Source organism: Bradyrhizobium guangzhouense (assembly GCF_004114955.1).
In the GTDB taxonomy this organism is placed as follows: domain Bacteria; phylum Pseudomonadota; class Alphaproteobacteria; order Rhizobiales; family Xanthobacteraceae; genus Bradyrhizobium; species Bradyrhizobium guangzhouense.
On the sequence record NZ_CP030054.1, the window covers coordinates 628,262 to 648,987 of the forward strand.

The 20,726-nt window shown below is 59.0% G+C and carries 19 protein-coding genes; 9 read left to right on the forward strand and 10 right to left on the reverse strand.

Features of this window, described 5'->3' with window-relative positions; all coding sequences use genetic code 11:
• The first annotated feature begins 137 nt into the window (after positions 1–137).
• Both XH91_RS36920 and XH91_RS36925 read left to right on the forward strand, forming a co-directional pair.
• Positions 138–1,073: an efflux RND transporter periplasmic adaptor subunit gene (locus XH91_RS36920; RefSeq protein WP_128930010.1), complete on the forward strand. Its 936-nt coding sequence runs from the start codon at positions 138–140 to the stop codon at positions 1,071–1,073.
• Complete coding sequence (locus XH91_RS36925; protein ID WP_128930011.1) at positions 1,070–4,168, forward strand: efflux RND transporter permease subunit; 3,099 nt, start codon at positions 1,070–1,072, stop codon at positions 4,166–4,168. The genes XH91_RS36920 and XH91_RS36925 overlap by 4 nt, the downstream gene beginning before the upstream one ends.
• A gap of 868 nt (positions 4,169–5,036) precedes the next feature.
• On the opposite strand, the gene XH91_RS36930 is transcribed toward XH91_RS36925, so the two are convergent.
• The gene (locus XH91_RS36930) at positions 5,037–5,279 is read right to left on the reverse strand and encodes a hypothetical protein (RefSeq protein ID WP_128930012.1); all 243 of its coding nucleotides are present in this window, start codon (positions 5,277–5,279) and stop codon (positions 5,037–5,039) included.
• 58 nt (positions 5,280–5,337) lie between these two features.
• Here XH91_RS36930 and XH91_RS36935 point away from each other — a divergent pair, with 58 nt between their 5' ends.
• From XH91_RS36935 to XH91_RS36955, 5 genes are all read left to right on the forward strand, one after another.
• Entirely contained in the window at positions 5,338–5,715 is a 378-nt protein-coding gene (locus XH91_RS36935) for a hypothetical protein (RefSeq protein ID WP_128930013.1), read from the forward strand.
• 23 nt (positions 5,716–5,738) lie between these two features.
• Complete coding sequence (locus XH91_RS36940) at positions 5,739–6,461, forward strand: MFS transporter (protein WP_128930014.1); 723 nt, start codon at positions 5,739–5,741, stop codon at positions 6,459–6,461.
• A 1,484-nt stretch (positions 6,462–7,945) separates the two neighbouring features.
• The gene (locus XH91_RS36945) at positions 7,946–8,314 is read left to right on the forward strand and encodes a hypothetical protein (protein WP_128930015.1); all 369 of its coding nucleotides are present in this window, start codon (positions 7,946–7,948) and stop codon (positions 8,312–8,314) included.
• A gap of 218 nt (positions 8,315–8,532) precedes the next feature.
• Positions 8,533–8,967, forward strand: a complete 435-nt coding sequence (locus XH91_RS36950) for a hypothetical protein (protein WP_128955137.1) — start codon at positions 8,533–8,535, stop codon at positions 8,965–8,967.
• 49 nt (positions 8,968–9,016) lie between these two features.
• Positions 9,017–10,489: a benzaldehyde dehydrogenase gene (locus XH91_RS36955; protein ID WP_232995548.1), complete on the forward strand. Its 1,473-nt coding sequence runs from the start codon at positions 9,017–9,019 to the stop codon at positions 10,487–10,489.
• A gap of 406 nt (positions 10,490–10,895) precedes the next feature.
• Here the strand turns inward: XH91_RS36955 and XH91_RS36960 are convergent, their stop codons facing one another.
• From XH91_RS36960 to XH91_RS36980, 5 genes are all read right to left on the reverse strand, one after another.
• On the reverse strand, positions 10,896–11,690 hold the full coding sequence (locus tag XH91_RS36960) for a GGDEF domain-containing protein (RefSeq protein ID WP_128930017.1): 795 nt from the start codon (positions 11,688–11,690) through the stop codon (positions 10,896–10,898).
• Positions 11,691–12,003: 313 nt separating this feature from the next.
• A complete protein-coding gene (locus XH91_RS36965) occupies positions 12,004–12,669 on the reverse strand; it encodes an RraA family protein (RefSeq protein ID WP_128930018.1) in 666 nt (221 codons plus the stop codon).
• A 16-nt stretch (positions 12,670–12,685) separates the two neighbouring features.
• Positions 12,686–13,306 carry an RraA family protein gene (locus XH91_RS36970; RefSeq protein ID WP_210326182.1) on the reverse strand — a complete coding sequence of 207 codons (621 nt, stop codon included), beginning with the start codon at positions 13,304–13,306 and terminating at the stop codon, positions 12,686–12,688.
• 35 nt (positions 13,307–13,341) lie between these two features.
• Positions 13,342–13,731 carry a RidA family protein gene (locus tag XH91_RS36975; protein WP_128930019.1) on the reverse strand — a complete coding sequence of 130 codons (390 nt, stop codon included), beginning with the start codon at positions 13,729–13,731 and terminating at the stop codon, positions 13,342–13,344.
• Between the two features lie 20 nt (positions 13,732–13,751).
• Positions 13,752–14,750 carry an amidohydrolase family protein gene (locus tag XH91_RS36980; protein WP_128930020.1) on the reverse strand — a complete coding sequence of 333 codons (999 nt, stop codon included), beginning with the start codon at positions 14,748–14,750 and terminating at the stop codon, positions 13,752–13,754.
• 109 nt (positions 14,751–14,859) lie between these two features.
• Here XH91_RS36980 and XH91_RS36985 point away from each other — a divergent pair, with 109 nt between their 5' ends.
• A complete protein-coding gene (locus XH91_RS36985) occupies positions 14,860–15,918 on the forward strand; it encodes a DODA-type extradiol aromatic ring-opening family dioxygenase (RefSeq protein WP_164935432.1) in 1,059 nt (352 codons plus the stop codon).
• A gap of 172 nt (positions 15,919–16,090) precedes the next feature.
• Positions 16,091–16,828, forward strand: a complete 738-nt coding sequence (locus tag XH91_RS36990) for a TetR/AcrR family transcriptional regulator (RefSeq protein ID WP_164933590.1) — start codon at positions 16,091–16,093, stop codon at positions 16,826–16,828.
• On the opposite strand, the gene XH91_RS36995 is transcribed toward XH91_RS36990, so the two are convergent.
• From XH91_RS36995 to XH91_RS37010, 4 genes are all read right to left on the reverse strand, one after another.
• Positions 16,803–17,969, reverse strand: a complete 1,167-nt coding sequence (locus XH91_RS36995) for a cytochrome P450 (protein ID WP_128930023.1) — start codon at positions 17,967–17,969, stop codon at positions 16,803–16,805. The two genes, XH91_RS36990 and XH91_RS36995, sit on opposite strands and share 26 nt — an antisense overlap.
• Positions 17,966–19,126 carry a cytochrome P450 gene (locus XH91_RS37000; protein WP_128930024.1) on the reverse strand — a complete coding sequence of 387 codons (1,161 nt, stop codon included), beginning with the start codon at positions 19,124–19,126 and terminating at the stop codon, positions 17,966–17,968. Before XH91_RS37000 ends, XH91_RS36995 begins: the two co-directional genes overlap by 4 nt.
• 69 nt (positions 19,127–19,195) lie before the next feature.
• The gene (locus tag XH91_RS37005) at positions 19,196–19,918 is read right to left on the reverse strand and encodes an ABC transporter ATP-binding protein (RefSeq protein ID WP_232995550.1); all 723 of its coding nucleotides are present in this window, start codon (positions 19,916–19,918) and stop codon (positions 19,196–19,198) included.
• On the reverse strand, positions 19,911–20,663 hold the full coding sequence (locus XH91_RS37010) for an ABC transporter ATP-binding protein (protein ID WP_128930026.1): 753 nt from the start codon (positions 20,661–20,663) through the stop codon (positions 19,911–19,913). Before XH91_RS37010 ends, XH91_RS37005 begins: the two co-directional genes overlap by 8 nt.
• Positions 20,664–20,726: the final 63 nt, after the last annotated feature.

Below are 20,726 nucleotides of genomic sequence, written 5' to 3' on the forward strand. Positions count from 1 at the left end.
CGTCGCCCGCACCCACGGTCTTGCGGCTGCTACTTTTCGCCTGCGCCGCGGCGCTTTCCGGGTGCGAGGAGAAGAGCCTCGAATCGCCCGTCATTCGTCCCGTGCTCACCATGGTTGTGCAACCGGCCTCGTAGAGGATCGACACCTTCACCGGAACGGTGCAGCCTCGGTACCAGGCCGAGCTTGGCTTTCAAACAATGGGGCGAATGAGCTCGCGCGACGTCAATGTGGGAGATCTCGTTGCCAAGGGGCAAAGACTCGGGTCCCTTGATTCGACCGTCGCGCAGCTCGCGATCGTCTCAAGCCAGGCCGATCTGGCCAACGCTCGAGCGGTCCTTGCCAATGCCGAGGCCACTCTGGAACGAAAGCACAAACTGTTCAGCACGGGCAGCGGGACACAGGCGGACCTCGATGCGGCAACAGCAGCCCAGCAGAGCGCCCAATCACGCGCCACGCAAGCTGAGGCGAGTCTGCAGAAGGCGACCGAACAACTCGGCTACACGACCCTAAACAGCAGCTATGACGGTGTCGTCGTCTCCTGGTCCACGGAAATCGGCCAGGTCGTCTCGGTAGGCCAGACGGTTGTCACCATCGCTCGCCCAACTTTTCGCGACGGTGTGTTCGACATACCGGACGACCGAATTGGCCAATTCATCGAAGGTTCATCCTCTCGGGCATCGCTCCTCGTCCAGGATAGCATCGCAGCCAAGGCGGTCGTCCGTGAGATCGCGCCGCAGTCGGACTCCTCGACCAGAACTCGGCGCATTCGGTTCACCATCGAAGATCCACCTGAAGCGTTTCGGCTGGGAACCACGATCCGCCTCGCGGCTGCACAGGAGGGCCAAATGGAGATTCCGGTTAGTGCTCTTTTGAAAATCGAAGGTCAGGACGCCGTCTGGATCGTGGGAGCAAACAAGAGGGCTCTAGCACGTCCTGTGATGCTCGGCGCCCACAGGGGAGACCGCGTGGCAGTTACATCCGGCTTGTCGATTGGCGATCGCGTCATCACTGCCGGCGTGCATTCCCTCTCCGAAGGACAACTCGTCAAACTTTTGCAAGAGAATCAGTCGTGACCTCCTTCAATCTATCTGAATGGGCCCTAAAGCATCGCTCGTTCGTTTGGTTCCTGATGATAGCGTCCGCGATAGCGGGCCTGCTCGCCTACCGCAGCCTCGGTCGCGAGGAAGATCCTCCGTTCACCATCAAGACTATGGTGATCCAGCAACAATGGCCCGGCGCGACGGTTGACGACATGCTCAATCAAGTGACCGACCGGATTGAAAAGGAGGTGAAACAGATCGGCGCGGTCGACTACGTCAAGAGCTACACGACGCCCGGTCAGACCACGATTTTGGTCAATCTGAAGGACACCACCAAGCCAAAGGACGTGCCGTGGCTATTCTATGAGGTCCGCAAACATGTTCAGGACATCCAGTACACCCTGCCTTCAGGCGTAGGCGCAGCCTCCTTCAACGACGAATTTGGCGATGTCTTCGGCAACATCTACGCGTTTACGTCCGACGGACTCAGCCCACGGCAATTGCGCGACTATGTCGAGCGGGTGCGCTCGGAACTTCTCACCGTGCCAAGCATCGGCAAGATCACGGTGATCGGAGCACAAGATGAGGTCATCTATCTCGACATCTCCACGCGCAAGCTGGCGGCACTCGGTCTTAATATGCAGTCGCTCATCAAGACACTGCAAAATCAAAACACAGTGCAGCCGTCAGGCGTCGTACAAGCGGGCCCAGAACAAGTTTCGCTGCGCGTAAGCGGTCAATTCGCTTCGGAAGAGGCCCTTCGAAGCACCAACCTGCGCATCGACAACCGCTTCCTTCCGCTTAGCGACGTCGCGACCATCACCCGTGGATATCGCGATCCACCCGATCCGCTATTTCGTGTCGATGGAAAGCCTGCGATCGGGCTCGGCATCGCGATGATGGCCTCTAGCAATGTGCTTCAATTTGGTGAGGCGCTGAGAGCAAAGATGCGCGACATCTTGGCCACGCTTCCGGTAGGCGTCGAACTCCACCTGGTTTCCGATCAGCCGAAGATAGTTGAGCAGGCAGTCGGCGGCTTCACCGAAGCGCTCGTTGAGGCCATAGCCATCGTGTTGGTGGTAAGCCTGATCAGTCTTGGAGTGAGGGCAGGGCTGGTGGTCTCGTTCTCAATTCCGCTCGTGCTGGCGGTCGTGTTCGTCATCATGCAGTATTTTGGAGTAACGCTGCAGCGCATTTCCCTAGGTGCGCTGATCATCGCGCTTGGACTGCTCGTCGATGATGCAATGATAACAGTCGAGATGATGGTGCACCGCCTTGAGCGCGGGGACAATCTCTATAACGCAGTGACCTTTGCTTACACCTCGACCGCATTTCCGATGCTAACCGGAACCCTGGTAACTGTCGCAGGCTTTATCCCGATTGGGTTCAACGGCTCATCGGCTGGCGAATACACCTACACTCTGTTCCTCGTAATCGCAGCATCGCTACTAACCAGCTGGGTGGTAGCCGTTCTGTTCGCTCCACTGATCGGCGTCATGGTCCTTCCAAAAACCATGAAACATCACGACCATATCGGTGTCGGCCGGCTATCCCGCTACTTTGTCGTTCTACTGGAGGCCGCGATGCGCTTCCGCTGGGTCACAATCGGCGGAAGCCTCGGTCTGCTCGCGGTGGCAATCGTCGGTATGGGATTTGTGCAGCAGCAGTTCTTCCCGTCGTCAGACCGGTCCGAGCTGCTCGTCGACTTGACGCTTCCGCAGGGCAGCACGATCCTTGAGACCAAGAAGCAGATCGACCAGTTCGAAAAAGGGCTGGCCTCCGATCCTGACGTCGAAAGCTGGAGCTCTTATGTTGGGCAAGGTGCGATCCGCTTCTATCTGCCACTCGACCAGCAGATGGCCTTTAACTATTTCGGCCAGGTGGTCGTCGTAGCCAAGTCACTTGAAGCTCGCAATCGGATCGAAAGCAGATTGCGAAAGACCGCGGCCGATCAATTCATCGGGATCGACGTCTTCATCCACCCGCTCGACCTTGGACCTCCGGTTGGACGTCCGCTGCAATACCGCCTCAGCGGGCCGGACATCCAGCAATTGCGCGCCAAGGCACTGGAGATCGCCAAAATCATGAGCGACAACCCGCATCTTGACCCTCCGACATTTGATTGGAACGAGCCAGGCAAGGTCGTTCAAGTCGAAATAGCGCAAGACAAGGCGAGGCAGCTCGGGCTCGACTCCGTCGATGTTGCCTCGATACTGAACGGCCTTGTCGGCGGGACGTCCATTACACAGATGCGCGATAGCATTTATCAGGTCAACATCGTTGGGCGCGCCGCAAACGACGAACGCAGCCGAATCGAAACGCTGCAGTCGTTGCAGATCCCGACTGGCAATGGACAGGTGGTCCCGTTGCTCTCGTTCGCAACACTTCGCTATGACCTGGAGCAGCCCATTATTTGGCGACGCGACCGTGTCCCAACAATCACGATTCGAGGCACCATCCACGATGGCACGCAACCGGCAACTGTCGTCCAACAGCTTGCGCCGGCTATCGAGACCTTCGCCGCGAACCTGCCGGCGTCGATGAAGATCGCAACCGGAGGCGCCGTCGAGGAGAGCTCAAAGGGTCAGGGTCCAATCGTTGCGGTCGTGCCTGTGATGCTGCTTGCGATGGCGTTCTTCATTATGGTCCAGCTGCAAAGCTTTGCGAAGCTGTTCCTTGTCGTAAGCGTGGCTCCCCTCGGCTTGATCGGCGTTGTGTTCGCTCTCCTCGTATCCGGAAAACCGATGGGTTTTGTCGCGATTCTCGGTACGTTAGCCCTTATCGGGATCATCATTCGCAATTCGATTATCTTGATGGCGCAGATCGACGAAATGCTTGACGAGGGTCACGATCAATGGTCGGCAGTCGTGCTGGCAACACAGCATCGCATGCGGCCAATCCTGCTGACGGCCGCCGCAGCAAGCCTCGGCATGCTTCCGATCGCGCCGCAGGTCTTCTGGGGTCCTATGGCGCTATCGATGATCGGTGGCATCATGGCTGCGACCTTCCTGACTCTCTTTTTCTTGCCGGCGCTTTACATCGCCTGGTTCCGTGTAGAAGCCCCACTAAAGGACTCTTCTTCGCGCCAGGAGGAGCCCAGCAGGCTCGCCAGGGCCAGCTCACCATAGGGAAGCCCGAGCGCGATGCCACAAGGCCTTTGGCGTCCTGCTTGGTAACCGCCACGCTCCGCGCCGGTTTGTACCGGGAGTTCGTGATGCCTTTCCCTGCACCGGATCCGACCGTAGAGCTCTTCGGGCTTGGCGATCCGGTGCACGACGATCGGCGATTGCCGGCAGCGTCGCACGACGTTCACCGCGCTTTCACAATCCACGAGCGTCGTGAAATGATGTCACCGCCGTAGCTGTCGAGCTACCGAGTGATGGTCCTTAGGAGAATCAAACAATCGATCGCGAGACCGAGCACCAGAACGACGTTAAAAAAGCTCGCCACATCATCGTCCTGAATGTCTCTCCCGTAGCGTCCACGGCTATCGAAAGCGCAGCGCCACTGAATTGATCAGGAGCGTGGCACATTGGTCTCGTCTCAGAATGCCGGTGACGCGTCGAACTCGGCCCAGCTACAGTCGACGTGGCTCGGACGTGCGTTTCCGACCGTGCTTATGAAAGCGCACGGCGCAACATGGGTATGGTCGAGAACAAGACCACTGCTAGCAATGTCGTAGACCTTCTTATCAGGTCTGCTCTCCTGCCAGACGTTGTCGAATGCGACGACATCAGCCGTCCCAATCGGCGTATTCTCGTGGGCACAACAAAAGCCCCAAGCTTCAAATCTGGCGCTCTTTGCGGTTCTGCATAGTTGCCGGCCACGCGCATCCATACGTCAGATTTGACATATATGTTCATGCCTGCTAGCCAGTAAGTAATAAATGACATATGGAGGAAGGCCGTGAATTGCCGCTCGGGGGTGGACGCACCTGACCTGTTCGGAATGACGTCCGAACTCTGCACCAAACGCTCTGACCGGTGCTGGGTATCCTCAATTGCTGATCAACGGTGAAGCCATTTTCGCAAGCAGCTGCGCTTTGTGCAGATGCCATTGGTAATTGGCCGCGATGGCTAGTTGAAGCAACGGGCAATCGTCCCGTCTAGAGCTCTCATCCATGATGCTCTCGATGGATAGCAAAGCACTCTGTGAGGCGCGCGCCGGCAGCTCAAGAGTTTCGATGGCAGTGGGGAGCGAGCGTCGCGGCTCTCCATAGCTGTCGGATGCCTTCATCATGCCTGCATCGGTGCGGAGCTGCAATTCACGAGGGCCGACTATCATACGGGAGGAAAAAATGGCGCAGATTAACTCGTTGGGGTCAAAGATTTCATTAGTGACAGGGCACATGGCTGGGATGATAGACCAGCCCGCACTTCCGATTTGGGTCGGTGTTCTGATCTCGGAATATGCGTTTTCACCGGCGCGAGCGGGGGCGCTTCCGACCCTCTTTCTAGGAGCCATGGTCTTTGCAAGCGTTACACTATCGCCATTCTTCCATCGCGCTCCGGGGCGCTGGATGCCGACGCTGGGCTTCGGCATCAGTGCCGGGACCTTCTATGTGATGGCCGGCTTCACCGAATTTAGCATTCTGGCAGTTGGCCACTTCGTCGCTGGATTGGCGACAGGAGTCGCACGGATAACCCACATCGTGTCTTTGCAATGGGGGGGTTAACGCTTGGAGTCTTCGCGGTAATATTGCTCGGCGCATCGGCGACTCTCATCACGAAATTCGGTCCACCAGCCATCTTTGAGGTCTTTGCCGCAGTTACGGCCGTGGCAGCCGCAATAGCGACTTTCTTCTTTCCCTCTGCTTCCATCAGCGAAGACCTCGTCAGGGATGCCGCTGGATTCACACGCCCTGTGTGGTTCATTATCACTGGAATCGTCCTGATGTCGCTCGTCCAGGCAATGATATTCAGTTTCCTACAACCGATGGGCACCGATCGCGGACTGTCGCCTGTCCAGATCCAAAGCGTTCTGGTCACGTTAGGTCTGGTGGCTATGACACCGACCCTGCTCGCCGCGTTTCTCCAAAAGCGGCTTCCGCCGATGCGGGTCGCGATGACTGGAACCCTGCTGCAGGGAGCGGTAGCTGTCCTAATCTCTTGCTCTAGCGGTTTCTTGCCGTATGCGGTCGGAGCGGTCGTTTTCCCGTTCATAATGTTGTTCACGCATACTTTTGTCTTCGGGCATCTCGCGCGCCTTGATCTCACCGGGCGCGCGGTTGCTGCGACCCCAGCCATGTTGGTCGGCAACATGATTGGACCGCTCCTGGGCGGGACATTGGTCCAGACGACTGGCTATCTTGGTCTCGGGTCGGCGGCAGCGGCCGTCGATCTCATTGCTCTCTGCTGCTTCATTGCTGCATCACAGAGAGCCACATCCGCTATCCAGCCGTTGCCGCAGCTAAACCAGTAGGCAGATCTCTTGGCTTGCCGGAGCCTGACGAGAGCCAACGCTACGCGCGGATTCGAAATGCTGAAAGACGTTGAGATGCCGATCTAGTTTCTGCGAGCAGCCAAGTTCTCATTCGCTTTTATCCAATTCGACGCAACCCCTTTGGCAAATTCCCCAGGTGCCTGGCACCGGTGCGAGCGAGAGATGTCGAAAGAGGTATAGGGGCCGGGCTCAAAGAGGCCTCTCCGCCAATACGTTCTCGCGGGGACGCTCTCTCGCCGCTGTTACGCCGAATAGGGTGATTGCGTCAGGCACAATCACGACCCTTTCCGCGACATGCACATAAGGCGCAGTCGCCATGATCGCTTTTGCCGAGAGGGCGGCATTCAGCTGATAATGATCCGCCGGCTCCGGAGACGGCATGGTTCGAATTGGAGCAGGGTTGCGAGCTTTGCTATCGACAACAACATCTCGGATGTCAGTCTCGGTTCTTCGAGTTGACCAAAGGTGTGAGCATTAATCTGATGTTTGACCATTTCGTTGTTCGGTTTTCGCGACGACACTCGCTGGTCGCATCGTTAAGTCAGATATTAACGTTCAACACAAGTCCGGACGTTCTTTCCTCGGAGCTGCGCAAGAACATCGACGGAGGCACCTCCGTCTAAGCTCGCATGAAGTGCGAAGTCTACGATCCTTTCGCCGAATAAAGTGACCGCATCGCCAGGGAAGTCTCATCGCCTAGGCGGCCATCGCGCCATCCGTGATCACGTCGATGCCGACTAAGGTTCGATAGGGCAATCGTGGTAACTTCTTCCTACCTTCTTGTTTGCCGCTACTGCTCGGCGGTTGCCACGGCGAATTCTTCGCGTTCATACCTTTCAATCAGGCAATCGGCGAGCGCGGTACACACCTCGCCGCCCCGCATTCGGGAATTCCGCTTTGCTGAGCAGAAACAGAAAAACATAAGGTTGGTCCACCGGCAGGTAATATGTAAGGATTGCCATATGCGATAACCTGATGTATTCTTACTATAAGTCAAAACTGACATATAGGAGGATCCGTCCGATGGGCTTAGTCCGCCTGTTCGAGCAGTCGAAGGCTCCGTCAGGCTCAAGTCGGAGCGTCCGGATTGTGTGTGCTGGTCTTAAGGATCAGCCAACATTTGGTTCGCTTGACCGAGTAGCTCATTTCGAGCGACGTCCCGATTGGTCGCCTGTTTCCGCGCGCTTTCGATTTTTCTCACTCAAGTCGATGCACAGCCGCCGGCAAGCTCCTCCCGCAGCTTGCGCAGGGCCCCGGCACGAGTTGTCGCGGCACCGCATTTTGCAAGAGCGCCGCCTAGGTGCTCAATCGCCTTTGCAAAATCAGTTTGAAGTTCGTGTCTGCGCTACTGGTTGCGCGCATTGGGGAAACGCCGGTCGACTCCCTGCGTATGCGATGCGGCTCTTTGTACAAGCCGAGCTCCGCGCCAAGCCGCGAAGTCATGGAATGGCGGAGTAACGATCATGAAGAAGGGCTACAAGTGGATCAACAGGAGGATCGAGCAACTCGATCCGCACGTCGATTATGCTGAAATTTGGCGGCTATCCAGCTGTTACGGCCTGACGGATTTCATACAGAATTTTTCGTATTGTTTCACATTTCCCAACTTCGTAGTGACTGAGTGGGGCGCTCGGGCCGTTTGGCGCGAGGATGGCGGAAAGCTTCTTTATAGAGCCACTCATCGCGCCGAACAGACCGGAATCAACAACACAACCTGGTGGTATTACGGTCCTCAGGACGATCGCACCATCAAATCCGTCGAAAACATCAACAAGCTCCACGCCCATTATGCCAAACAGTACCCGGGCGATTTTTCTGATCACGAAGATTAGATCTACACGCTTGCCTTCACGGCGATCGCCATGGATCTGGCATTCAAGGCGATGGGATTGAAGGGCTTCAACGAGAAGCAAAAATAGCAGCTCACAAGTTTTGGGGTGAGATGGCAAAGCTATTCGTCGCCGAAGGTGGCGTACCTTTACACGGGTATCCTAAGGACTGGGACGGTCTCGTTGCATTTTGCCGGGATTTCGAAAGCAGGGAGCGATCAGTGACCGAGAGAGGGAATCTGATCGTCAACGCGCTCTTCGATCAGTTCAGCTATCGCTATTTTCCGCCAGGCTTGCGGTGGTTGGGTCACCAGATGTTGCGATCAATGGCGCTGCCTTCGACGCTGAAGGCGCATGGCATTCCGCCGGCGCATCCCTTGGCTCAAGTACTCATACCGCGATCGTTGGGCTGCGTGGCCTGGATTGCAAAGACGCTCCTTCCTGATCCGCGGATCAGCTACATGGAACAAAGGAGCAGTATGCCGGCGGAAAACAGGAAGAAGCTGCGTAATCGGATCAATGTCCTTGATGAACAGTTTCCATCCTACTTTATCGGACGTCATGCCGAGGATCAGGCATGGGCTGGCTGTCCCTATCATGCTGCGCTGAAGTGCACCTGGACAATCCGCCCCCGCCGTTCAGGTGAGGGCTCTTGAGAAGCAGTCGAGCGTGCTCGACGCCAATTGACCCGGGACATTTTGGAGAATGAAAGAAATGGTTAGCGACAACATCGTGGCAGGCTCGGTGCTGACTGGGCAATTCTTCACGGGCGAATGGTCATCTAGCAAATCCGCCTTTGAGGCAGTCGAACCTGCGACCGGTGCGGTGATTGGTAAGGTTGGTCTTGCAAGCGCGGTCGACATTGGGAGCGCTTCTGCGAATGCACGGCAGGCGCAGGTCTCGTGGGCCGCGACGGCGCCAGATGCACGCGAAAACATACTTCTAAAGGCGTGCGAAGTCGGCGAGCGTTATAGGGATGACATCGTCACCTGGATCATGCGAGAGAGCGGCGCGGTCCGCTTGAAGGCTGAGATCGAGCTCGCAGGTACGCTCAAAGCAATCCGGCTTGCGGCTGCGATGCCCTCGCAAGCTCAAGGGAACGTGCTTCCAAGCCCGGGAGGGCGCATCAGCTTCGTGCGGCGACGCCCACTCGGGGTGATCGGCGTGATATCACCCTTCAATTTCCCGCTCTACCTTGCCGAGCGCGCCATTGCGCCGGCCCTGGCCGTCGGAAACGCGGTGGTAGTCAAGCCGGATCTGCGGACTGCTATTTGTGGTGGCTTCGTTATTGCGCGCCTCTTCGAATTGGCGGGTGTGCCGAAAGGCGTTCTTCAGGTGCTGCCCGGTCGAGAGGATGCTGGTGAGGCTCTGTGCAAGGACCCCAATGTGGCGATGATCCAATTTACCGGGTCGAGCAGGGCGGGGCGAATGGTCGGACAGGTGGCTGGACAGCATCTCAAGAAGGTGTCCCTCGAACTTGGCGGCAAGAACTCACTTATCATCCTAGACGACGCAGATCTGGATACCGCCGTTCGTGCCGCCGCCTTTTCGGCGTTCTTTCATCAAGGACAAGTTTGCATGAGCGCTGGACGCATTCTCGTGCAGAGAAACATCTTCGACGCTTTCAGCGATGCGCTCGTCAGATATGCGAAGACTTTGAAAGTTGGCAACCCTCTCGACCCTTCCGTTGCCCTCGGTCCGATGATCAATCAGCATCAGCTAAATCATGCACTAACCCTGATTGACCGCTCCGTCACCGAGGGAGCTCGGCTGCTAACGGGAGGCAAGGCGGAGGGCCTGTTTCTTCAGCCCTCCGTGCTGGCGGAGATCTCACCCACCAATCCGGCCTATCGTGACGAGCTCTTCGCTCCGGTCGCGGTGCTTGTCCCATTTGAGACGGATGTACAGGCCGGGCAAATGGCGAATGATACCGAATATGGGCTCTCTGCTGTGATCATCTCGCGCAACATCGGCAGGGCAATGGCAATTGGCGAGCAATTACGAACGGGTTTGCTACACATCAATGATCAGACGATCAACGACGATGTGGTCAATCCCTTCGGCGGCTCCGGCACATCGGGCAATGGCACATCGATCGGCGGTATCGCTAACTGGGAAGAGTTCACTCAATGGCAATGGGTGACGATCAAAGCTGAGCTGCAGCCCTATTCACTCTAAACTCGACACTCGATCACTGACTGAATGACCAATGCGCCCGTGGCGCTGATTGTTTCTCTAAGTTCCCGGCGGAGTGTTCACCAAGCTCCCTCCCACTTGGCCGTACTCTACTACCAAGAGTACGGCCTCTCTTTTCGGATCAAGGCAAGATCTGTTCGAAGGCTATCGAGTTGATCCGGACTCGTAAAGCTCGATCAACGTCTGTCTTCGACACACGCAAATCTTTTTTGGGTAGATTGGCCAAAGCCTTGGCCATCCCGATCTTAGCTTTGAGCAATAGCAGGAAGCGCTCGCTCGCGGCGGCTTGACCTGCCACTGAATTTTCATCCAGCAGCAGTTAGAGTCTCGGAGTTCGCGCCAAGTGAGGCTGCTGCGCGCGCGTGGAGAAAGAGTGCGGTTGCTACGATTAGGTGAAGCCCAAAGCGGAAACGCCAATGGTATCGCTATAGCGCACCGAAACCTGATCTCGCCCTGCACGCTTGGCGCGATACAAAGCTTCGTCTGCAAGGCCAAGTACTTTCGACAATCCCTCGCTTCCCTTGGAAACCGCCAGCCCAATGCTAACCGTGACCTTGGTCAAGGCACCATTTCGGGCAACTTCTCTCTGCCCGCAAGCCTGCCGCAACTGCTCAGCGAGTAAAACTGCATCGCTCGGAGATACGCCCAACAGCAGCGCCGCGAATTCTTCGCCTCCATGCCTGCCAATCACGAGGCTATGCTCCTTCGCGAACGACTTGAGCACGTCCCCGATTTCAACCAGCACCGCATCACCGAAATCATGACCGTATTGATCATTTATGCCCTTGAACCGATCGATATCCATCATCAAGCCTATAGCGGGAAGGTGACGATCGTATGCCTCTGCGAGAGCCTTGGCTGCAACCTCGTTAAATCCTCTTCGATTCAAGAGACCGGTGAGTTGGTCAACTCTCGAAAGTCTTAGGAGCTCGGCCTGGGTCGCGATCAACTTTTGCTGCAGCAGGTTGCTGCGCAGGCTCATGGCGCCTCCAATTCCAATGGAGGCGAGCGTACCAAGCAGAGCGACGCAACCTGTCGCATAAAGGCTGCTCACGTTGCCCTCCGGTCCGAACAGATAGGCGTATGCTAGCCAAACCAGCGGAACAGTTAAGACAAGCCCGATCGCAACGTCGCGAACCGTCCGACGGTACACATCTCCCAACGTCATTAAGGGATCATTCATCAATCGCGCTCCGTGACTTTTTGAAAGCCTAGGAGGGATCGACTGGTCGTCATCTTAAAATGCTTGGGGACTTAACAGCGTTACTAACAGGAGGTTAAATTCGGAGCCAGAAATAGGCATTGACGCTCTCCTGTCGAGTCGCCTGCCGGCACGCGCCCGGCGCAGGCCCGCTGCCACGACCGGTATGCGCAACATGCATGGGCTAATTTCCACTATTGGCAGGCCTCTAGACCGCCTGCAGCTTCCTTGAAGCCAGAAACTGCGTGAATCGCAAAGCCGAGCCATCGTCTGCCGAGCAGACGCGTCTCTAAATTCAAGCCTTGGCGCCGCTCTCGCGCGTTTGCAGCGCATGGTAGCGCAACTTCTTCCGTGTCTCGTCGAGGCGATCGCCGCGCAGCACGGCTTCGCGGATCTTCTCCTCTGCGGCTGCGATCTGTCCGGCGACTTCGATCACCTCTTGGACGCGGCTCGCCGGGATGCAGATCACGCCGTCGCCATCCCCGACCAGCCAATCGCCAGGCGCGATGCGGATACCGGCAATTTGCACGGTCACATTGTAGGCGTCGGCAGTGACGCGATCCTTGCCAGTCCGCATCGTGTTGGCCCGGGCATAGATCGGATAGTCGAGTTCGATGCTGCGGTCGATATCGCGGCAGACGCCGTCAATGACGGTGCCGCCGATGCCGCGGCGGTCGGCGACCAGGGTCAGAATGTCGCCCCAGACCGTGGCGTCCATGCGACCGTCATTGTCGATGACGACGATCTGGCCGGGCTGCACATCATCGATATAGTCGCCGACCGAACCGCCGCTCTGGCCGGTCGGTAGCATTCGGATCGTAAAGGCCGGGCCGGCAAGACGCATCGAGCGCGCAAACGGCATGATCCCGAGACACTGCCCCTCGATGCCCAGTCGATCCAGTGCATCTGACAGGGTCGTCACCCCGAATGTCTTGAGGTTTTCAGCCGCGTCCTGTGTCATTTGCTGCGCTACCCTTTCAGCATATCTTCGTAGTTCCCGGCCATGACGTTGCCGATCGCTTCGCCGCGATCGATGGCTGCCGCCATCGCCCGCTCGCGCCCAAAAATGTCCTCGGCTCCGTAGCGATGATCTCCTCGGCGCGGAGTTGGTCGACGAACACCACGCCGCTGCCATCGGCTAGGACATAGTCTCCCGGCTTGACGGCGACGTTGCCGAACGTGATCGGCTCCTGGAACGAATGCTCCGCGATCCGGCCGCGAGCGGTCACGGGTACGGCTGCGCGCGCAAAGACCGGAAGCCCGAGCGCGCGACTTTCATCAAGGTCTCGGCAGGCGCCGTCAATCAGAATAGCGGAAACGCCCTTCTTGACGGCGCCGAGGCTGAGCAGGCCGCCCCAGCCAGACACATCGGTCCGTCCGCGATGCTCGACGACGATGATGTCGCCACGTTCTGCCGCCATCACCGCTCCCGCGCCGAGGTGGCGTTTCGGGAGGTTCGGCAGAGGTGCGCCGAGCTTCGTCGTAACGGCTCGTCCGGCGACTCGCGTCGGGCCGGTGAGGGCCGAGACTCCGATGACAGCGCCCGGCAAGTTGAGCTTGTCGAGCGCGTCGGACACCGCGCAGGTGTCGAGTTCCATCAGTCTGGCGACAATGTCAGATGTCGTTGAGGTGGTCACTCGAGAACCGCCATGGCATCGCATTGGACCAGCATGTTGGCCGGCAGATGATCGTTCTGGAATGTATGCCGTGCAGGTCGCGAAGCTGCATCGGGGAACGCTTCCAGCCAATGCTTGTTGACGGCCGGTCGGGCTTCCGGAACCTTGACGTAAACCGTCATCTTGACGATGCGATCCATCGCACCTCCGGCTGCCGCCATGATGCGCTTGAGATTGTCGAACATCAGTTCAACCTGTTTCTCGACCTCGTCAGGAATCTTTCCTGCCGCGAGATCCAACCCATAGACACCGCCGGTCATGACGATATTGCCGACGCGAGACGCTGCGGGTATCGGCTGAGCGCCATGGCTGAAGCCTTCGATTTCGATGCTGCGGCGTGCAGTCATTGCTGCTCCTCCCCAACCGGTCAGACGTCAAGCCGCGCGAACAGACGGCGCGCGTTGCCTTCGAAAATGCCCTTCTTGTCAGCTTCGCTGATCTCGGTGATCGATTCGATTACCGGCCTGATGTCGTCATAGGGCTTGCCCGAATTTGGATCGATGCCGCCGCCGCTGCCCGGCCGCTCGGTGCCGAAGACGCACCGATCGGCGCCGACCACGTCGAACAGCAGCTCCAGCGATTTCTTGTAGTGCAGTACCGTATCGAACCAGAAGCGCTTGAGCGTCTCGTCGAAAGTCTCGGCCTTCGCCCCCGAGGCGGCGGCGAACATTTGGCGATTCGAGCGCCAGCGACCGACTTGATACGGCACGGAGCCGCCGCCATGGCTGATCAGCAGCTTCAAGCTGGGAAAGCGCTTGAACACGTCGGACCGGGAGATCGAGGTGATGGCAAGGCTCTCTTCCGTGATGAAGTGCTCGTCATACGTTTCGCGGCCGCAGCAGGCGCAGCTGTGGATGTGACCAGGGATATCGTGCTCGCAGAGGAATTCGTATAGGGGATACCAATAGGAATCGCCCATCGGCGGCGACTTGCCGGCCCCCTCCGAAGGATCGGGATTGATCAACACGCCCAGAAAGCCGAGATCGTTGATGCACCGCTTGATCTCGTCGAACATCTTTTCAACCGGCACGCCCGTCGCTTGAGGCAGGCCGCCCACGCCGCGGAAGCGCTTGGGGTGCAACTTGATCGTGCGTGCGATCATGTCGTTGTTGTCCTGCGCCCAGCTGACGATGTCGTCCCAGCGGTTCTCGCCATGCAGCATCATGAAAGGCCGGGGTGAGAGAACCTGGATGTCGGTGCCGACGCCGTCCATGATCTGCACGTTCTGGGCTGCTGATTTCTCAAGCTCTGCATCCGGGATCTTGGCGTGATAGATGCCGTATTGGCCGCGCGCGACCTGGAGATTTCCGCGATGGGCGTAGAAGCTCGGCGGCGCGACGAGATGCGCGTGGGCGTCGATGATCATGCGGACATTTCTCCCTGGATGGATAGCGCGGGTCTTGCGACCACTAAATCTTCCACATGGTATAATTAAAAAGCGACCGTCGCAAGCCCTGGGAATTGCGTCGAGGCGATTGCCATTCGCGATCGCTCGTAGCAATATAGTCCATCTGGTAAAATTAAAAGAGAGGAAATGTCCAATGGCGAAAATCGTTCTCGGCCTCGCCGCGTCGCACACCCCCATGCTCGCGCTGGAGGGAAAGCGTTGGAGCGAGCGCGCGGCTGACGATCTCAAGAACAAAGCTCTCAATCTCTCCGATGGCCGCTATGTGTCCTACGACGAGCTCGCCCGCGAAAACGGCGCTCCTTATGCGGCGCTGGCGACCGAGGCGAAGTTCCTGGAGATCGAGGCCGCATCGCAGAAGGCTCTGGATTACATGGCCGACCGCCTGGCGCAGGTTGCACCCGACGTCGTGCTGATCGTGGGGGACGATCAGGCCGAATTGTTCAGCCTATCCAACATGCCCGCAATCTCCATCTTCTATGGAGAGGAGATCCTGACGCATGAGCGCCATCTCACGCCGCAGACGCCGAATTGGATCGGCACGGTCATGAAGGGATATGCCATGGATGCAGTCCATACGTTTCCGGGCTGTCCAGAGCTCGCCCGCGAGCTGATCCATGGTCTGATCGAGAACGACGTGGACATCGGAGCAGCAGCGAAGGTGGATGACCCGCACAAGGCCGGATTCGGCCATGCCTACGGCTTCATCATCGAGCGGCTGTTCAAGGGAAAGTCCATTCCGGTTCTGCCGGTCCTGCTGAACACCTACTTTCCGCCCAATGCCCCGACGGCACGACGCGCCTATGGCGTCGGACAGGCGATCGCGAGCCTCATTTCACGGTCGAAGTTGGATGCCCGAGTGGCCGTGGTGGCCAGCGGCGGCCTGAGCCATTTTGTCGTGGACGAGAAGCTCGATCGCAAGGTGCTCGATGCGATCAAGCGCAAGGACGTGTCCGTCCTCAAGTCGCTGACCAGGGGAGAGTTGAACTCCGGCTCTTCGGAACTCCTGAATTGGGTGATGGTCGCGGGCATGTCCGAGCATCTCGACAACGACTGGACGGAATACTATCCAGGCTATAGGACCCCGGCCGGTACAGGCACGGGTATCGGCTTCGCCGTCTGGTCCTAAATTTCCCGGCACAGCGAGCGACTGCCGCCGGCGAGGCGACTTGCCGGCGGAGTTCACGCCTGTGTCGCTCCGGTCTGTGTGTTCCGCTTGTGCGCGTCGGGCGCGGTGTTGACAAACCGGTCGCTCCGGCGGATAGGCTTCGTGCGGACATGGCATGCCACGCGGAGCTGTTTTGGCGACGGATCTGACCAAGGAAACCCTCGACGAGGTCGTGAATCAGCGCCGGCGCCAGCAGCGTTCCCTCGACACAAGGGAACGGATCCTGGAGGCCGCTTTCGAGGAATTCGCCGAGCGTGGCTTTGAGGGAGCGTCGACACGGACGGTTGCAGCCAAGGCCGGCGTTCAGCATCCGCTCGTGACTTATCATTTCAAGAACAAGGACGGGCTTTGGCGCGCCGTCCTATCAACGACGAGCGTGAATTTCAGCCGGCACTTCCAAGACTACCTTGCCGGCGTCTCTAAGCAGGACGAGGTGGGACAGCTCAGGGTTCTCCAGGAGCAGTTCATCCGCTTCGCCGCTGCCAATCCGAACTTCCATTGGCTGATGTCACACGAGGGAAAGCGCGAGAGCGAACGGCTGACCTGGCTAGTCGAAGATCGGGTCCGCAACTATTTCAACGTCGTCGCGAAGCTCATCCGTGCGGCTCAAAAGCAAGACCGTTACGTCGAGGGCGATCCCTATCATCTCCAGTATCTGTTCATCGGTGCGGTAACGCGTATCTTCATGCTTTCGGCCGAGGTCCAGCAGGTGATGGGCCACTCGCCTTTTTCAAAGAAATTCGTTGATGAGCACATCCGCACCTGCTGCGCGCTGTTTTTCCGCGAGCCGGCAGAGCAACCTCGCCGGCGTAAGCTCGCTCCGCGAAACAAAGACGCAAAACGCGTTACCAAGCGAGCGGCAAGCTCCTGAAGCCGCGCACCATCAGGTGACGAACACGAACTGCGCGGGCGAGGTCAATCTCGAAGTCCCCGAAAGTGCTCAGCACTTTCGGCAGAATGGTGCGGAGCATGGCGCGTGTCGCGGGGGCGCCGAGGCAAATATGCGGCCCCGAACCGAAGCCGAAATGGCGAACCTTGCCCCGGTCGACATTGAAGGTCTCGGCATTTGTAATTGCGCTCTCATCGCGATTGGCGGAGCCGTAAAGCAACACCACCCGGCTGCCTGCTGGAATGTCGGTTTCGCTGAGGGCGACCGGGCTGGAAGTGATCCGCGCGAAACACTGTGTCGAGGTATCCCAGCGCACACCCTCTTCGATGGTAGCTTCGACCAAGCTCTGATCGGCCAGGATGCGCGATCGCTGCTCGGGGTGGCGCCAGAGCGCATGGACCAGGTTGGGTAGAAAGTGGCCGATGGAGGCATTGCCGGCCAGGAGCACGGTCATCATGTTTGCGACGATCTCGGTATCCGTGAGGGGCGCTCCATCCTGTTGAGCAGCGATCAGGACCGAGAAGAGATCGTCCCCACGTTCGACACGCCGGCGTTCCAACTCCTCGGACAGCAGCGCAATGACCTTGGCGCGTTCTTCCTCGGAGAGCGCAGGCCCCGCGGGGCCGGAATTCCCGCGAAATAAACGCTCCGACAGCTCGGCTGCGCGCTGCGCCGAATCGGGTCCCAGCCCCAGCATCCTGCCTAGCGCGCCGAACAGCACCGGGCGGCTCACTTCGGCGACAAAGTCGCATCGGCGCCGGGTGCCAAGCGCTTCCAGGCCCTTAGCGAGAGTATCGCGGATCCAGGGCAGAACCAGCTCGATACGCGCCGGGCTCAGTCCCCGCATGATGATCCGGCGAAGCTCGTCATGCCGTGGCGGGTCGATCGAGCCGAGCGTCTTGCCCACGCGCAGCGGAGAATCGCTGAGGGCGTTCCCGGCGGAGGACGAGAGCAGGACGGGATTGTTCAGTGCATAGGCGATATCCGCATAGCGGCTCACGAACCAGAGCTTTGTGGTAGGGCAATGATAGACCGGACATTCGGAGCGCAGGCGACGATAGGTCGGATAGGGGTCATCGAGAAACCCATTGCCGGTGAGGTCGAACTCGCTCACCTCGTTCACCAGCGGATCGTCAGCTTGTAAAAGCCGCGTACCATCATGTGAGCGACGCGTTCGGCGTTCGCGACGTCGAGCTCATAGTCGCCGAGCGCCGGCAGCAGAGGGGTCATGACCGTTCGCATCATGGCCCGTGCTGCGGGCGCCCCAAGGCAGATATGGGGGCCGGAGCCGAAGCCAAAATGCCGGGTCTTTGGCCGGCTGATGTCAAAGCGGTCCGGATCCGGGATAGCGCGTTCGTCGCGATTGGCGGCCGCGAAACAGACCACGAGCCGGCTGTCTGCCGGAATTGCGATTCCGTGCAGCTTGACCTCCTTCGTGGTCTGCCGTCCGAAAGCCTGGGTTGACGTATCCCAGCGAACGCCTTCGTTCACGGCGGCATCCAGCAGGGCCGGATCGGCCTGCAACTTGCGACGCTCGTCCGGATTGGTCCAGAGCGCGTAGATCAAGTTAGAGAAATAATGCCCGATGGACGCGTTGCCCGCGAGCAGGACGGTCGACATGTTGCCCAGAATCTCGCCGTCGGAAAGTGGTGCTCCCCCCTCCTGTGCGTCGAGCAGGAACGAGAACAGATCGTCACTGCGGTCCTTGCGACGTCGCTCGAGCTGCTCGGTGAGCAGTTCAAACACCCCTTCCATCAAGCCCGGCCTCGCAGCCGGGCCCATCGGTCCCGTATCGGTATGAAAGATGTCCCGCGACAAATCCGCCGCCCGGTCCGCAGCTTCGCCGTCCAACCCGAGCATCCGCCCGAGTGCGCCATAGAGGATGGGCCTGCTGATATCTGCCATGAAGTCGCACTCACGACGGGTGCCGAACTTGTGCAGCAGTCGATCGACGTCGCGCTGAATGGCGGGCAGCATGGATTCGATGCGCGCGGGCGTGAAGCCCTTCATCACCACACGGCGAAGTTCGTCATGACGCGGCGGATCGGTCGATCCGAGCGTCCTGCCCACCCGCAAGGGTGAATCGACCAGCGCATTGCCACGCGCCGAAGAGAAGACCTCGTAGTCGTTGAGGATGCGCGCCACGTCCTCGTTTCGCGTGATGATGTAGAACCCGCTCCCTTCGTGCAGATAGACCGGATGGTCGTCGCGCAACACCTTGTAGGTGGGATAGGGGTCGTCCACGAAGTTCCGCTCCTCGGGATCGAAACGAAAGGCCATGTGGTTCTCCCAGGAAATTATTATTACGCTAAATCTACCATATGGACAGTATAATGAGCAAGCCTTCGGCTACGCGGCGCGACCGGGTTTGCGGATGCCGACATATTGTTCGAGGGCACCGCGATCCGCCGCAATAGCGCTGCTTTCTCCGTTGCGAACGGCAATGCCGCGCTCCAGGATGATCGCCTGCCGCGCCAGCCTGAGCGCGAAGCCTGCGTGCTGCTCGATCAGAATGACCGCCATGCTCTCGGTCTCGGTGATCGCGGTGATGCAGCGCGCGACGTCCTGCGCGACGACGGGGGCGAGGCCTTCGAGCGGCTCGTCGAGCAGCAGCAAGCGCGGGTTCGTCACCAGGGCTCGACCGATCGCCAGCATCTGCTGTTCGCCGCCCGACAGCTGATCTCCGAAATTGGTGCGACGTGCCTTCAGACTTGGAAACATCTCGAAGATGCGCTCGATTGTCCAAGGTCCGTTCGTCGCGGCAATCTGCAGGTTCTCCTCGACAGTGAGGGGGGCGAATATCTCGCGGCCTTGCGGCACCCACCCGATGCCCAGTCGGCATCGCCGGTGTGGCGCTAGGTCGGCGATCTCGTTGCCGCGAAAACGAATTCGCCCCGAGCGGGGCGTGAGATGACCCGCAAGGGCGAGCATCAGGGTTGATTTTCCGGCCCCGTTTCGGCCCAGAACCGCAAGAGAGCCGCCGGCCTCAATCGCGAAGGACAGTCCGCTGATGACGATTCCTTCACCATAGCCCACGTTGAGCTGGTCGACCTCGAGCAGCGGCTCAGTCACGGTCATCTCCGAGATAAATCCGCCGCACCTCCGGGTCGGTCGCGATCTCGCCGGGCTTGCCTTGGCGAAATACCGAACCGGCGACGAGAACGGTGATCGTGTCGGCAAAACGAAAGACCAGATCCATGTCGTGCTCGATGAAGAGAACGGCGATCTGATCGGGGAGGGATTCGATAGCCTGCATCAGCTCAAAGCTCTCGCCGGCGGGAACTCCCGCCGCCGGCTCGTCCAACAGCAGCACGCGGGGACGGCCGGCGAGGGCGAGAGCAATCTCCACAAGGCGCTGGCGACCGTAAGATAGTTCGGCAGTCCGCCGCAGGCAGTCGCGGTCAAGCCCGACCGAACGCGCCAACTCATACGCCTCGTCCGTGGTGTCGGGCTGCCGATGTAAGGCCTGAAGAGGCCTGCCAAGCCGTCCGCGGCGCCGGGCGACCGCGAGCATGATCGATTCCAGCGGCGTCAGATGCGGGAACAGGGCGTTAATCTGGAAAGTCCGCCCCAATCCGCGTGCGACACGCTGATCGGTGCTCAATCGATCGATTGGCTCGCCCTCCAGCAGAATGCTGCCGCTGCTCGGGGCCAGCACGCCGGTGAGCAGGTTGATCAGCGTGCTCTTGCCGGCGCCGTTCGGCCCGATCAGGGCATGTCGACCGCCTGCCTTTAGCACGAGGCTGACGGCATTGGTGACCTTCAAGGCGCCAAATTGCTTGCAAAGGTCGCGTGTCTGGAGCGCGGCAACCGTCATCTCGCTCGCCTCCAGCGCACGATCTTGCTCCGAACCAGGCTCACGACGCCGAGTAGGCCGCCT